A 13,758-nucleotide genomic window follows, 5' to 3' on the forward strand; every position below is an offset into this window, starting at 1 on the left:
CGCAGTCTCTCCGCGGGCCCCTTGCCACCTCACCGCAGGGCCGCCTCCCGTGGCGGTCAGCCGCCGTGTCCCCGGGGCGGCTTCCGCGCCCCGGTCCGCTCCTCGCTCGCCGGCGCTCGCTGCGATGCTCCCGTGGCTGTCAGCCGCCGTGTCCCCGGGGCGGCTTCCGCGCCCCGGTCCGCTCCTCGCTCGCTGGCGCTCGCTGCGATGCTCCCGTGGCTGTCAGCCGCCGGAGCGCCTGGTCGCCCACACCGCGAACGCCGTCCATCCCGCCGCCACGACGGCCGCCACGACCCACAGCCAGCGCAGCGACCCGGCGGGGTTCGAGAGCACGAGCAGCACCGCCACGACGAGGACCGCCCCGGCCAGGGGTGGCGTGCGCAGCAGCTGGCCCAGGGTGTCCGGTCCCGGGTAGGTGACGAACACCACGACGGCGACCACCAGCAGGAAGCCGCTGAGGGCGGCGAGGAACAGCGCCGTGATGCCGTACCGCGCCGGCAGCACGAACGAGCCGAGGACGCCCACGGCCACCCCCACCGCCAGCCCGACCAGCAGTTTCCGGCGACGCGGGGACCAGGTCGGCCGCGACTCGGGCGGAGGGGACCACGGCGCCACGTGGCAGGTGTGCCCGCGTCGTCCCGGGGGCACACAGGCACCGGCGGTGCGTCGCGCCGTTGTCTCGCCCAGATCACGGCGGGCTTGCATCCGACCGGTCCGCTCCGGACGGTGGGGGAGTGGTACCGCTCCCGCGCACCCGGGAGAGGTGACGCACCCGACGTCGACCGAGAGGGAGGAGCGCCGGTCCGCCCGGCGCCGCACGCAGCCGTGACGAAGACACCCGAAGTCCACGATGCATCCACCGGTTCCGGGGCGCACCCGGCCGTCGCCCCGCCGCCACCCCTGCCGGCCGACCGGGGTGGCTCCCTCGACCGGGTGGTCTTCGGCGTCGCGGCCGTCGTCGCGCTGGCCTTCGTCGTGTGGGGGTTCGCCTCCCCCGAGGGGCTGGGGTCCGCGAGCGGCTCGGCGCTCGGGTGGGTCATGCACAACCTCGGCTGGCTGTTCGTGCTGCTCGCCTCGGCGTTCGTCCTGTTCGTCCTGTGGTTGGCCGCCAGCAGGTACGGGCGGATCCCGCTGGGCCGCGACGACGAGGCGCCGGAGTTCCGGACGGTCTCCTGGATCGCGATGATGTTCAGCGCCGGGATGGGCATCGGGCTGATGTTCTTCGGCGTCGGCGAGCCGTTGAGCCACTACGTCTCCCCGCCGCCGCGCAGCGTGACCGCCGAGACGCCCGAGGCCGTGGAGACGGCGATGGCGACCACGCTGTTCCACTGGTCGCTGCACCCGTGGGCCATCTACGCCGTCGTCGGCCTGGCCATCGCGTACGGCACCTTCCGTCGTGGCCGGCCGCAGCTGATCAGCGCCGCCTTCGCCCCGCTGTTCGGGAAGCGGCGCACCGAGGGCCCGGCCGGCAAGGTCATCGACGTCCTGGCGATCTTCGCGACGCTGTTCGGATCGGCCGCCTCGCTGGGGCTGGGCGCGCTGCAGATCGGCAGCGGGATGGAGATCCTCGGCTGGGCCGGGGACGTGGGCAACGGCCTGCTCGTCGGCATCATCGCCGTCCTGACCGCGGCGTTCGTCGCCTCCGCGGTGTCCGGCATCGCCAAGGGCATCCAGTGGCTGGCCAACATCAACATGGTGCTCGCGCTGGTCCTGGCCCTGTTCGTCTTCGTCGTCGGCCCGACGGTCTTCATCCTCGACCTCATCCCGACGACGGTCGGCAACTACTTCGCCGACCTCGGTGACATGGCCGCGCGCACCGAGGCCAGTGGTGGCGACGCGATGGCCGCCTGGCTGTCCGGCTGGACGGTCTTCTACTGGGCCTGGTGGATCAGCTGGACGCCGTTCGTCGGGCTGTTCATCGCCCGCATCAGCCGGGGCCGCACCATCCGGCAGTTCGTCAGCGGCGTCCTGCTGGTGCCGAGCGTGGTCAGCTTGATCTGGTTCGCGGTCTTCGGCGGGGCCGGCATCGTCACCCAGCGCGAGGGCGCCGACGTCGCCGGGCAGGGGACGCCGGAGGGGCAGCTGTTCGGCGTCCTCGAGACCTTCCCGCTGGCCACCGTGATGACCGTGCTGGTCATGGTGTTGGTGGCGATCTTCTTCGTCTCCGGCGCCGACGCCGCGTCGATCGTCATGGGGTCGCTGTCGGAGCGCGGCACGATCGAGCCCAGCCGGTCCACGGTGGTCTTCTGGGGCGTGGTCATGGGTGCGGTCGCCGCGATCATGCTGCTGGTCGGCGGCGACGAGGCCCTGACCGGCCTGCAGAACCTGACCATCATCGCCGCGCTCCCGTTCGCGCTGGTGATGGTCGGCCTGGCGGTGGCGCTGGCCAGGGACGTGCGCACCGACCCGATGATGCTGCGCCGCACGGTCGCCGCCGAGGCGGTCGAGCAGGCCGTCGTCGAGGGCATCACCCGGCACGGGGAGGACTTCGTGCTGGTCGTCGAGTCCGGCTCGAGCAGCGGCGGCACCTCCCCCGTGGCAGCTGCCCGGAAGCGGCAGCAGGACGGCACCAAGCAGGTGCGCGACGTCGGCTCGCCGGTGCCGGACCGCGACGACCGATGAGTCCGGCCGGTCGGCCCCGTCGTAGCTGCGACGGGGCCGACCGGGCCCCCGGACGACGGGATGGACGACGTGCGCATGATCTTCGTGAACCTGCCGGTGCGGGACCTGGCCGCCGCCAAGGCGTTCTACGGCGGCCTCGGGTTCTCCTTCAACGAGCAGTTCTCCGACGAGCGGACCGCCTCGGTGGTGGTCGACGAGAACATCGTCGTCATGCTGCTGACCCGCGACCGCTTCGCCGACTTCGTCACCGGCGAGGTCGGGGACCCGGCGCAGTCGACCACGGTGCTCAACGGCCTGTCGGCGAGCAGCCGCGAGGAGGTCGACGAGCTCGTGTCCCGGGCGCTGGCACACGGCGGGAAGCCGTGGCTGCCGGCCCAGGACCACGGGTTCATGTACGGCGCCAGCTTCACCGACCCCGACGGCCACGTCTGGGAGGTCATCTGGATGGACCCCGCGAACGTGCAGTGACCCCCGCCGACGCCCTGGCCGGGGTGTTCACTGCAGCCGCGCCCCGGCCGGAGCTGGCCGGCCGGCTGGCGGTCTTCGCGCCGCTGGTCGGCAGCTGGGACCTCCGCGTGACCGACGTCGCGGCCGACGGCACCGAGACGGAGCGGGACGGCGAGTGGCACTTCGGCTGGGCGCTGGACGGGCGGGCGCTGGCCGACGTCTGGATCAGCCCCTCCCGGGCCGCGCGGGCCGCCGGCGCCCCCGACGGCGAGTGGGGACTGAGCCTGCGGTTCTGGGACGAGGCACTCGGCCGCTACCGGTCCACCTGGCACGGCCCGGCCCGCGGTTGGGTCATCCCCTTCACCGCGACGCCGTCCCCGGACGGCCTGGTCCTCGCCGGCGAGCGGGACGGGACCGGGCTGCGCTGGGTCTTCTCGGAGGTGACGGCGGAGGCGTTCCGCTGGCGGGCGGAGGAGGACGACGGCACCGGCTTCCGGGTGCGGCAGCGTTTCGTCGCCGCGCGGCGCGCCTGACGGGCCGGCCCCCGAGCCCGTAGGTGGCACGGGGCGTTACGGGGACTACCTTGCTCGCCATGCCCCGTCCCGCCCTCGGATACGCCACCACCGTCGTCGCCGCGGGGTTCTTCGCCGTCAACGGCACCGTCTCCACGCTGGCGCTGCAGGCCGGCATCCCGGCCACCCGGCTGACCGCGCTGCGGTGCGCCGGTGCGGCCGTGGCGCTGCTCGTCGTCCTGGCGCTCGTCTCGCCCGGGCGGCTGCGGACCAGCCGGCGGGAGTTGCCCCTCCTCACCGTGCTCGGCGTGGTGGGGGTCGCCCTGACGCAGTTCCTCTACTACGTGGCGATCGGCCGCCTGCCGGTCGGGATCGCGCTGGTCTTCGAGATGACCGCGCCGGTCCTCATCGCCCTCTACGTCTGGCTGGTCCGCCGCGAGCGGGTGCGCAGCCGGCTGTGGGGGGCGCTGCTGCTGTCGCTGTCCGGCCTGGTCTTCGTGGCGGAGGTCTGGCAGGGCGGTGGCTCGCTGGACCCGCTCGGTGTGGCCGCCGCGCTGGCCGCCGCGGTGTGCCTGGCCACCTACTACCTCCTGGGCGAGCGGGGCGCGGCCACCCGCGACCCGGTCGGGCTGACGTGCTGGAGCTTCGTGGCCGCCGCGCTGTTCTGGTCGGTGGCCGCGCCGTGGTGGGAGTTCGACGCCGGGGTGCTCGGCGAGCGGGTGCCGGTGTCGATCGGCTCGCTGGAGCTGCCGCTGTGGGTGCTGGTGGCCTGGATCGTCGTCCTCGGGGCGGTGGTGCCGTTCTGGCTGTCCATCTCGGCGCTGCGGCACCTGCCGCCGACGACCGCCGGTCTCGTCGCGACCGTCGAGCCGGTGCTCGCCTCGGTGGTGGCCTGGCTCTGGGTGGAGCAGGTGCTGTCGGGCTGGCAGGTGCTGGGCGGGTTCGTCGTCCTCGTGGGGATCGTGCTGGCGCAGACGGCCCGGGCAGAGGCGCCGGCGCCCCTGCCCGAGACGCCGGCGCACGTCTGACCGTGGCCCTCCTGCAGGGGACCGTCGCGATCCTGCGCGCGGCGGGGACCAGGAGGGTCCTCGCTCAGGTGGCCCTGCGGTCTCAGGTGACCTCCCGGGCCTCGGTCAGGTAGCCGGCCAGCTCCTCCATGTAGGCGGCCTGGGCGACGTGGTCCATCCCGATGTACTTCCACGGGTACAGCTGCCCGGCCCGGACGGCGGGCAGCAGCGCGGCGGTGGGCTGGGCCGCGATCTCCTCCGGCGTCATGCTGAACCGCAGCGAGTAGAGGATGACGTCACTCGGGTGGTTCGGGACCTCCTCCCAGCCGACCGACTCCCAGAAGTAGCCGTCGCCGCCCGGGTCGACGAACTGCACGCCGAGCTCCTGGTAGAGCCGCAGCTGCGGGTCGTCGGGGGCCTTGTTCATCCACCAGCCGTCGGCGACCGTGGCGTACACCGGCAGCACGGTCACCCCGCCCCGGGCGGCCTCGGACAGGGTCTGCGAGGCGGCCTCGAAGTCCGCGCGGGCGGCGTCGACCACCTCGCTGTCGGCACCGAGGGACTCGGCGAGCTCGACGGTCCGCTCGATGACGTCGGCGGCCGAGCCGCGGTAGGCGATCGCGATGATCGGCGCGATCTCGGCGACCTGCTCCTGCTGCTCGACCGACTCGAAGCCGTAGAGCGGCTGGGTCTCGTCCAGCGTGCCCTCGGAGTCGGTCGGGTAGACGGAGGTGACGATGACGTCGGGATCGGCCGCGGCCAGCTGCTCGAGGTCGATCTGCCCGTAGCTCTCGCCGAGGATCGCCAGGTCGCCGAGGTCCTTGCCGTCGAAGGCGACGTCGTCCTCGGCCGAGGTCTGGCCGAAGGTGGCGACCGGCTCGATGCCGTAGTTCCACAGCGAGGCGACGACGTCGTTGAGGCCGGCGATCCGGGTCGGGACCTCGCCGAGCGCGACGGTGTTGCCCATGTCGTCGGTGAACTCCCAGCCGCTCTCCCCCGAGGCGGTGGCGCCGGCCGCGCCGGCGGGGTCGTCGTCGGAGCAGCCGGCGGCCGCGAGCAGCGCGGCGACGGTGAGGGAGGCGCCGATCAGGCGGCGCGGAATGCGGTGCAACGGGTCTCCTCGCAGGTCACCTCGGAGTGTTCCCCCGAGAGGCGGCTTAGGTTAGCCTCACCTGCGCTGCCGTCCGCAAGGGTCGGGGCACCGGGAGAGCGGAGACGTCGCATGACCCTCACCGTCGAGACAGCGGTCCAGACCGCGCCCGAGTGGGCCTTCTTCGACGTGGAGGTCGCCGCCGTCCGCCGGCTGGGGCCGAGCTTCGTGCGCCTCACCTTCACCGGCCCCGACCTGGCCGGCTTCGGCGTCGCCGGTGACGACCAGCGGATCAAGCTGGTGCTCGCCCAGGACCCGGCCGGGCTGCGCCGGCTGATGGACCGCGGGTCGGACTGGTACCCCGAGTACTGCGCGATGCCCGAGGAGCAGCGGCCGTGGATCCGCACCTACACGGTGCGCGCCGCTCGCCCCGAGCTCGCCGAGGTCGACGTCGACGTGGTCCTGCACGGCGTGGACGACGGGCACGCCGGCCCCGCCGCCCGCTGGGCCGCCTCGGCGGTGCCCGGCGACCGCATCGTGCTGCTCGGCCCCGACCGGCCCGGGCGCGGGCGGATGTGGGGCGTGGAGTGGGCGCCGCCCGCCGCCGCCACGACGCTGCTGCTCGCCGGCGACGAGACCGCCGTCCCCGCGGTGTGCTCGATCCTGGAGTCGTCCCTCGGTGAGGCGCGCCGCGTGATGGCCCTCCTGGAGGTGCCGGCCGCGGGGGACGCGATGAACCTCGCCCTGCCGGCCGGGGTGACCGTGCGCTGGCTGCCGCGGTCCGGCGCCGCCCGCGGGTCGCTGCTGGTACCGGCGGTGCACGCCGCGCTGTGCGAGCTGGGCGTGGCCGCGACACCGGCGGAGGCCCCGGAGGACGTCGACGTCGACTCCCAGCCGCTGTGGGAGGTGCCCGAGGGTGGGCGGGGCGACGACGGGGCCGCCTCGAGCTGCTACGCCTGGCTGGCCGGCGAGGCCGGGGTGGTCAAGCAGCTGCGCCGGCACCTGGTCGGCGACCTCGGCGTCCCGCGCGGCTCGGTGGCGTTCATGGGCTACTGGCGGCAGGGCATCGCCGGCTGATGGCCTCCCTGCAGGGTCCCGCCGCGAGCCTGCGAGTGGTGGGGGCAGGGAGGTCCTCTCTCAGCGCAGGCGGCGGACCGGTACGACCATCGGGGTCCCGGCGACCGGGTCGGGCACGATCCGCGCCTCCAGGTCGAAGACGTCGGCCAGCAGCTGCTCGGTGAGCACCTCGGCGGGCGTCCCCGAGGCGAGGAGGACGCCGTCCTTCATGGCTACCAGCCGCTGGGCGTACCGCGCGGCGAGGTTCAGGTCGTGCAGGACGACGACGACGGTGCGGCCCCGCTCGGTGTGCAGCCGGCCCACCAGCTCCAGGACGTCGATCTGGTGCGACAGGTCCAGGTACGTCGTCGGCTCGTCGAGCAGCAGCAGGTCGGTGCCCTGGGCCAGTGCCATCGAGATCCAGGCCCGCTGCCGCTGCCCGCCGGACAGCGCGTCGACGGGCCGCTCGGCCAGGTCGGACATGTCGGTCCAGGCCAGCGCCTCCGCGACGGCGGCCTCGTCGCCGCGCGACCACTGCTGCAGCCAGGACTGGTGCGGGTGACGGCCGCGGGCGACCAGGTCGGCCACGGTGAGCCCCTCCGGCGCGACCGGGGTCTGCGGCAACAACCCGAGCACCTTGGCGACCTCGCGGGTCGGCGTCCTGGCGATGGCGTGGCCGTCGAGCAGCACCTGCCCCTGGCGGGGCCGCAGCAGCCGGCCCAGCGCCCGGAGCAGGGTGGACTTGCCGCAGCCGTTCGGGCCCACGATCGCGGTGAACGAGCCGTCGGTGAGCTGCAGGTCCAGGTCGCGGACGACCACGCGGTCGTCGTAGCCAAGGCTGAGCGACTCGGCGGCGAGGCGGACCGGCCGGGCCTCGGTGCCTGTCGTGACCGGGTGGTGCGCGGTGGTCGTCACAGCGTGGATCGCCGCCTTCCGCGAACGAGGAGCCAGAGCAGGTAGGGGGCGCCGACCGCGGCGGTGAGGATCCCGACCGGCAGGGCCTGGGGCAGGACGGTGCGGGTCAGCAGGTCCGCGCCGATGACGAGCACGGCACCGAGCAGGCCGGAGGCGACCAGCGGCGGCCGGGAGCCACCGCTGAGGCGGACGGCGATCTGCGGGACCACCAGGGCGACGTAGGAGATCGGGCCGGCGGCGGCCACGGCGGCGGCGGTGAGCGCGACGGCGACGAGGACGACCACGGCCTGGGCCAGGGGGAGGCGCACGCCCAGCCCGCGGGCGGTGTCGTCGCCGAACTGCAGGACGCCCAGGGCGCGGCTGGCGGCCAGCGCGAGCGGGACCAGCACGGCGAGGGCGATCGCCAGCGGGACGGCCTGGTCCCAGGTCCGGGCGTTGAGCGAGCCGGTGATCCAGACGTAGGCCGACGCGGCGTCGAAGATCTCCGCGCGGGTGAGCAGCCAGTCGGTGAGGGCGGAGGCGACGGCCCACAGCGCGATGCCGACCAGGACCAGCCGGTACCCGTCGACGCCGCGGCGCCAGGCGAGCACGAAGAGCAGCACGCCGGTGAGCAGCGCGCCGAGGAGCGCGGCCAGGGGGACGCCGAGGCCGCCGAGGAGCGCCCCGCCGCCGGACGTCCCGCTCAGCACGATCGCCGCCACCGCCCCCACCGAGGCGCCCTGGGTGATGCCGAGGATGTCGGGGGAGGCGAGCGGGTTGCGCGCGAAGGTCTGGAACAGCGCCCCGGCGACGCCGAACGCCAGCCCGACCAGCGCGCCGACGACGATCCGCGGCGCCCGCAGCTCGAGCACGATGAACTCCTGGGTGTCCTCGCCGAGGCCGACGAGGGTCTTCAGGACCTCGCCCACGCTGATCGGGAAGTCGCCGCGGCCCAGGCTCAGCGCGCCCAGCAGGACGGCGGCGACGGCGCAGACCACCGGCACGAGCAGCTGGCGCCAGCGGACCCGGCCGGAGACCGGGCCGGCGCGGACGACCGTCTCGCGCGCCACGGCGACACGCTCCGGAGCCGTGGCGGTCACGCGTCCTCCTCGCCGGCGCTCGTCGGCCGCGTGCCCGGCGGTGCTGTGTCCCTGCGTGACCTCGCGAGCTCGGTCACGGGCCGGCCAACCGGCGGCGGCGGATGAGCGCGATGAAGAACGGCGCGCCGACCAGGGCGAGCACGATGCCGACCTGCAGCTCGCCGGGGCGCGCGAGGACCCGGCCGAGGACGTCGGCCAGCAGCAGGAACGCCGCCCCCAGCAGGCCGGACAGCGGGACGAGCCAGCGGTGCGCGGGACCGGTGAGCGCCCGGACGACGTGCGGGACGATCAGCCCCACGAAGGCGATCGGACCGCAGGCGGCGGTGGCCGCGCCGCAGAGCAGGGTGACCGCCCCCAGGCCGACCAGCCGGGCCAGCCAGACGCGCTGGCCGAGACCGCGGGCGACGTCCTCACCGAGGCCGAGCAGGTCCAGCGCCGGGGCGTTGAGCAGCGCGAGGACCAGCCCGGCGGCGATGAACGGCGCGACCTGCCACGCGATGTCCGTGCCACGGCCGGCCAGGGCGCCGACCACCCAGAACCGGTAGCTGTCGAGGCTGTTGGAGTCGCTGACCAGGATGGCGCGGACCAGCGCGTAGAGCAGCGCCGACAGCGCCGCGCCGGCCAGCGCGAGCGTCACGGGGGTGGCGCCACCGCGCCCGACCGAGCCGAGGGAGAAGACGAGGACGGTGCCCACCAGCGCGCCGGCGAAGCCGAACCAGATGTAGCCGGCCGGGGTGCTCAGGCCCAGCAGCCAGATGGCGAGGACGACGCCGAACGACGCGCCGGCGGTGACCCCGAGCAGCCCCGGGTCGCCCAGCGGGTTGCGGGTGTGGCCCTGGGTGAGCGCGCCGGCGACGCCGAGGGCGAGGCCGACCATGAGGCCGAGGACGGTGCGGGGGAGTCGCAGTTCCCGCACGATCACCGCCTCCTCGGCGCCCAGGGAGGAGTCGGTCAGGGCCTGCCACACCGTGCCGAGGCCGATGCTGCGGGTGCCCACCGCGATGCTGAGCGCCGTGGCGACGACCACCAGCGCCAGCAGCGCCAGGGCGCCGAGGAACCGGGGGCCGCGACCGCGCAGGAGGCCGCGGGTCCGGGGCGGCGCCACCGTCCCGGTCGCCCGGGGCGCGGCGTCGGTCGAGGACACGAGCGGCTCCAGGGACGAGGGGATCGGGGCGTCGGCCTGCTGCACAGGTCAGCCACGGGAACGGGTCAGCCAGTGCAGGTTAGCCTCACCTCAGCGACTCCGGCACCCGCGGTCACCGGCGCTGGCGGCGGCTGCCCCCGTGCCAGTCCTCCTGCACGCCCACCTCGCCCGGCCGGACGCCGAACGCCGGCAGCTGCGGCCGCTCCCGCAGGCTGCGCTTGAGCTCGGCGAACCCGGGGAAGGCGGCGAGCGCCACCACGTGGTCCCACAGCGCGACGGCCTCCTCGGGGCTGGGCACCCGGCTGATCACCGGGCCGAAGAAGGCGGCGCCGTCCGGGGGCCGGAAGTGCAGGACCGGCGTCCCGACGTCCGCACCGGCCAGGCGCAGGGCCTCGTCGGTCTCGGCCTGGATCCCGGCGTCCCACGACTCGTCGTCCAGGGCGTCGGCCAGCTCGACCGGCAGGCCGGCGGCGGTGAGGATCGGCTCGACGAACTCCGTCCGGCCCCGGTGCTCCCGGTCGGGGACCTGGTCGGCCTGGAAGATCCGCTCCCCCATGGCCGCGTAGAGGGGGTCGAGCACGTCGGCGCCGAGTTCGGCGCGGGCGCGGGCGGCGACCCGCAGCAGCCGCAGCCCCGCGGTGTGGCCCGCCTCGTACTCGGGCGGGAACCGGGCGTCGTAGTCGACGTGCCGGTTGAGCAGCCGCAGCGAGATCAGCCGCCACTCGACGGTGTACTCCCGCTGGGCGGCCACGGTCCGCACCCACTGGCTGGTCAGCCAGGCGAAGGGACAGACCGGGTCGAACCAGAAGTGCAGGTCGGCGTCCCGGGTCACCGGGGCAGGGCCTGCTCGATGGCGTGCCGGACCTCGGGTGAGTCGGGCTGGGTCTGCGGCCGGAAGCGGGCGAGGACCTCCCCGTCGGCCCCGACGAGCCACTTCTCGAAGTTCCACGCCACCTCGCCGGCCTGGCCGGTGGCGTCGGGGGCCTCGGTCAGCCGCTGGAAGAGCGGGTGCGCGCCCGGGCCGTTGACCTCCAGCTTCTCGGTCAGCGGGAAGGTGACGCCGTAGGTGGTGGAGCAGAAGCTCTCGATCTCCTCCGCGGTGCCCGGCTCCTGCCCCATGAACTGGTTGCAGGGGGCGCCGATCACGGTGAGGCCGCGTGCGCCGTAGTCCTGCTGCAGCGCCTCCAGCTGGCTGTACTGGGGGGTGAGGCCGCAGCGGCTGGCGACGTTGACGACGAGCGCCGCGCCACCACCGGCCAGCGCGCCCAGGGTGGTGGCCTCGCCCTGCAGGGTGGTCACCGGCAGGTCCAGCAGGTCGGTCATGTGCGCTCCTCGTCGAGGTGTCCAGCCGCGGTGGCCCCCGTGCGGGGGTCCTTCCATGGTGCGGGCAAGGGGGTCCTCCTTCAGTCCAGGCCGCTGAGGTCGTCGGGGACGTCGACGGCGTAGCGGCGCAGCACCTCGAGCGGGACGACCTCGAGGGCGCGGGCGTGGGTGGCGGCCAGGACGACGCCGGCCGCCGCGCCCGCCTCGTGGGCCTGCAGCCAGCGGGCGGCGACGACGCACCAGCGGTCGCCGGGGCGCAGCCCGGGGAAGCCGTACTCGGGCCGCGGCGTGCTGAGGTCGTTGCCCAGCTCCCGCTGCAGCGCGAGGAAGGGGGCCGACACCACGGTGCAGACGGTGTGGCTGCCGACGTCCTCCGGGCCGCTGCTGCAGACGCCGGTGCGGTAGAAGCCGGTCATCGGCTCGGTGCCGCACGGCTCGAGGGGCCCACCGAGGACGTTGCGTTCCTCGCTGCCGGGCTCGGGTCCGCTCATCGACGTCATCTTGGTGGGTGGACCCCGTCGGCGCAGCGCCCGGGGGATGGCAGGGTGCCGGTGTGACTGGGAACACCACGAGCGAGCCGACCGTCCTCTGGCGCCCGACCCCGGAGTCGATGCGCGCCACCCGGATCGCGGAGTTCGCCGGCTGGGTCGCGCGGAAGCGGGGCCTGGACCTCGGCGACCCGCCCGACTACGACGCGATCTGGCGCTGGTCGGTCGAGCACCTCGACCAGTTCTGGGCCGACGTGGCGGGCTGGACCGGCGTGCTGCCCGACGTCCCCGACGACCGGGTGCTCACCCGCCGCGCGATGCCCGGCGCGCAGTGGTTCCCCGACGCCACGCTCAACTACGCCGAGCAGGCGCTGCGCGCCGTCGCCGAGGGCGCCGTCCCCGCCGACTCCCCGGCGCTCATCGCCGTCGCCGAGGACCGCGAGCCGGAGGAGACCAGCTGGGCGCAGCTGCGCGCCCGCGTCGGCGCCTTCGCCGCCACGCTGCGCCGGCTCGGCGTCCAGCGCGGTGACCGGGTCGCCGGCTACCTGCCCAACGTCCCCGAGGCGGTCGTCGCCTTCCTCGGGACGGCGGCCATCGGCGCGGTCTGGTCCTCCTGCGCCCCCGACTTCGGCACCCGCGCGGTCCTCGACCGCTTCACGCAGATCGAGCCGACCGTGCTGGTCGCCGTCGACGGGTACCGGTTCAACGGCCGCGAGTACGACCGGCGTGACGTCGTCACCGAGCTGCGCGGCGCGCTGCCCAGCGTGCGGACGACGATCGCCGTCCCCCGGCTGTTCCCCGACGCGGTGCCGGCCGACGCGCTGCCCTGGACCGAGGCGGTGGCCGAGGAGCAGGAGCCCCGGTTCGAGCCGCTCCCGTTCGACCACCCGCTGTGGATCGTCTACTCGTCGGGCACCACCGGCCTGCCCAAGGGGATCGTGCACGGCCACGGCGGGGTGACCCTCGAGGAGCACAAGCAGCTGGCGCTGCACGGCGACGTCGGCCCCGGCGACCGCTTCTACTGGTACGCCTCCACCGCCTGGATCATGTGGAACATCGCCGCCTCGGCGCTGCTGTGCGGCGCGACCGTGGTGGTCCACGACGGTGCCCCCGCGTACCCGTCGGTCGACGCCCAGTTCGCCATCGCCGCGCAGACCCGGCTGACCTACCTGGGCACCAGCGCCGGGTACCTGACCGCGTGCGAGAAGGCCGGCATCCGGCCGGGGGACAGCCACGACCTGTCGGCGCTGCGGTTCCTCGGCTCCACCGGGTCCCCCCTGCCGGCGTCGACCTTCGAGTGGGTCTACGACGCGGTGGGGCCCGACGTCTTCCTCGGCTCGCTGTCCGGCGGCACCGACGTCGCGACGGGGTTCGTCGGCAGCGCGCCGCTGCTGCCGGTGGTCGCCGGCGAGCTGCAGCGGCCGATGCTCGGCGTCGCCGCCGCCTCCTGGGACGAGCAGGGGCAGCCGGTGGTCGGGGAGCTCGGCGAACTGGTGATCACCGAGCCGATGCCGTCGATGCCGCTGTACTTCTGGAACGACCCCGACGGCGCCCGCTACCGCGAGTCCTACTTCGAGCCGTGGCCGGGCGTCTGGCGGCACGGCGACTGGATGGAGGTCACCGAGCGCGGCACCTGCCTGATCACCGGCCGGTCGGACTCCACCCTCAACCGCGGCGGCGTCCGCATGGGGACGGCCGACATCTACGCCGCCGTGGAGTCCGTGCCGGAGGTGCTCGACTGCGTCGTCCTCGGTGTCGAGCAGCGGGACGGCGGCTACTGGATGCCGCTGTTCGTGAAGCTGGCCGAGGGTGCGGAGCTCACCGACGAGCTCACCACCCGGATCCGCGACGCCATCCGCCGCCAGGCCAGCCCGCGGCACGTCCCGGACGAGGTCATCGCCGTGCCCGCGGTGCCGCACACCCGCACCGGCAAGCGGCTGGAGGTGCCGCTCAAGCGGCTGTTCCAGGGGGTGGACCCGGCCAAGGCGCTCAACGTGGGGGCCGTCGACGACCCGGGCGCCGTCGAGCACTACCTCGCGCTGGCCCGGGAGCGCGGTCCCCGCTGACGAAGGACC

At 74.7% G+C, this 13,758-nt stretch carries 14 protein-coding genes; 6 read left to right on the top strand and 8 right to left on the bottom strand.

The annotated features are described in order from the left end of the window. Nucleotides 1-222 precede the first annotated feature (222 nt). Nucleotides 223-615: a hypothetical protein gene (locus CRP39_RS05595; protein WP_097205225.1), complete on the bottom strand. Its 393-nt coding sequence runs from the start codon at nucleotides 613-615 to the stop codon at nucleotides 223-225. 210 nt (nucleotides 616-825) lie between these two features. Between CRP39_RS05595 and CRP39_RS05600 the strand changes: the two genes are divergently transcribed. The 4 genes from CRP39_RS05600 to CRP39_RS05615 are packed head-to-tail and all read left to right on the top strand — an operon-like array spanning nucleotide 826 to nucleotide 4,609. After that, nucleotides 826-2,622, top strand: coding sequence for a BCCT family transporter (locus CRP39_RS05600; protein ID WP_097205226.1), 1,797 nt, complete (start codon nucleotides 826-828; stop codon nucleotides 2,620-2,622). A gap of 60 nt (nucleotides 2,623-2,682) precedes the next feature. Then, nucleotides 2,683-3,090 (top strand): VOC family protein, encoded by a 408-nt coding sequence (locus CRP39_RS05605; RefSeq protein ID WP_221201239.1) that lies wholly within the window; start codon nucleotides 2,683-2,685, stop codon nucleotides 3,088-3,090. Continuing rightward, entirely contained in the window at nucleotides 3,087-3,602 is a 516-nt protein-coding gene (locus tag CRP39_RS05610) for a hypothetical protein (protein ID WP_097205228.1), read from the top strand. The genes CRP39_RS05605 and CRP39_RS05610 overlap by 4 nt, the downstream gene beginning before the upstream one ends. Before the next feature lie 59 nt (nucleotides 3,603-3,661). After that, complete coding sequence (locus CRP39_RS05615) at nucleotides 3,662-4,609, top strand: EamA family transporter (RefSeq protein WP_097205229.1); 948 nt, start codon at nucleotides 3,662-3,664, stop codon at nucleotides 4,607-4,609. Between the two features lie 82 nt (nucleotides 4,610-4,691). Here the strand turns inward: CRP39_RS05615 and CRP39_RS05620 are convergent, their stop codons facing one another. Then, entirely contained in the window at nucleotides 4,692-5,699 is a 1,008-nt protein-coding gene (locus CRP39_RS05620; protein WP_097205231.1) for an ABC transporter substrate-binding protein, read from the bottom strand. A 111-nt stretch (nucleotides 5,700-5,810) separates the two neighbouring features. On the opposite strand from CRP39_RS05620, the gene CRP39_RS05625 reads away from it, so the two are divergent. Continuing rightward, nucleotides 5,811-6,755, top strand: coding sequence for a siderophore-interacting protein (locus CRP39_RS05625; protein ID WP_097205232.1), 945 nt, complete (start codon nucleotides 5,811-5,813; stop codon nucleotides 6,753-6,755). 60 nt (nucleotides 6,756-6,815) lie between these two features. On the opposite strand, the gene CRP39_RS05630 is transcribed toward CRP39_RS05625, so the two are convergent. The 6 genes from CRP39_RS05630 to CRP39_RS05655 form a co-directional block, all read right to left on the bottom strand. Next, on the bottom strand, nucleotides 6,816-7,649 hold the full coding sequence (locus CRP39_RS05630) for an ABC transporter ATP-binding protein (protein WP_097205234.1): 834 nt from the start codon (nucleotides 7,647-7,649) through the stop codon (nucleotides 6,816-6,818). Further along, nucleotides 7,646-8,728: a FecCD family ABC transporter permease gene (locus CRP39_RS05635; protein ID WP_097205236.1), complete on the bottom strand. Its 1,083-nt coding sequence runs from the start codon at nucleotides 8,726-8,728 to the stop codon at nucleotides 7,646-7,648. Before CRP39_RS05635 ends, CRP39_RS05630 begins: the two co-directional genes overlap by 4 nt. 73 nt (nucleotides 8,729-8,801) lie before the next feature. Next, nucleotides 8,802-9,872: a FecCD family ABC transporter permease gene (locus CRP39_RS05640; protein ID WP_245853624.1), complete on the bottom strand. Its 1,071-nt coding sequence runs from the start codon at nucleotides 9,870-9,872 to the stop codon at nucleotides 8,802-8,804. Between the two features lie 112 nt (nucleotides 9,873-9,984). Next, the gene (locus CRP39_RS05645) at nucleotides 9,985-10,704 is read right to left on the bottom strand and encodes a mycothiol-dependent nitroreductase Rv2466c family protein (RefSeq protein WP_097205237.1); all 720 of its coding nucleotides are present in this window, start codon (nucleotides 10,702-10,704) and stop codon (nucleotides 9,985-9,987) included. Continuing rightward, nucleotides 10,701-11,195, bottom strand: a complete 495-nt coding sequence (locus tag CRP39_RS05650) for a glutathione peroxidase (RefSeq protein WP_097205239.1) — start codon at nucleotides 11,193-11,195, stop codon at nucleotides 10,701-10,703. Before CRP39_RS05650 ends, CRP39_RS05645 begins: the two co-directional genes overlap by 4 nt. Before the next feature lie 80 nt (nucleotides 11,196-11,275). Beyond that, nucleotides 11,276-11,686: a DUF2237 family protein gene (locus CRP39_RS05655; RefSeq protein ID WP_097205241.1), complete on the bottom strand. Its 411-nt coding sequence runs from the start codon at nucleotides 11,684-11,686 to the stop codon at nucleotides 11,276-11,278. Between the two features lie 62 nt (nucleotides 11,687-11,748). On the opposite strand from CRP39_RS05655, the gene CRP39_RS05660 reads away from it, so the two are divergent. Beyond that, on the top strand, nucleotides 11,749-13,749 hold the full coding sequence (locus tag CRP39_RS05660; protein ID WP_097205242.1) for an acetoacetate--CoA ligase: 2,001 nt from the start codon (nucleotides 11,749-11,751) through the stop codon (nucleotides 13,747-13,749). The last annotated feature ends 9 nt before the right edge of the window (nucleotides 13,750-13,758 follow it).

It is taken from the genome of Geodermatophilus sabuli (assembly GCF_900215145.1).
In the GTDB taxonomy this organism is placed as follows: domain Bacteria; phylum Actinomycetota; class Actinomycetes; order Mycobacteriales; family Geodermatophilaceae; genus Geodermatophilus; species Geodermatophilus sabuli.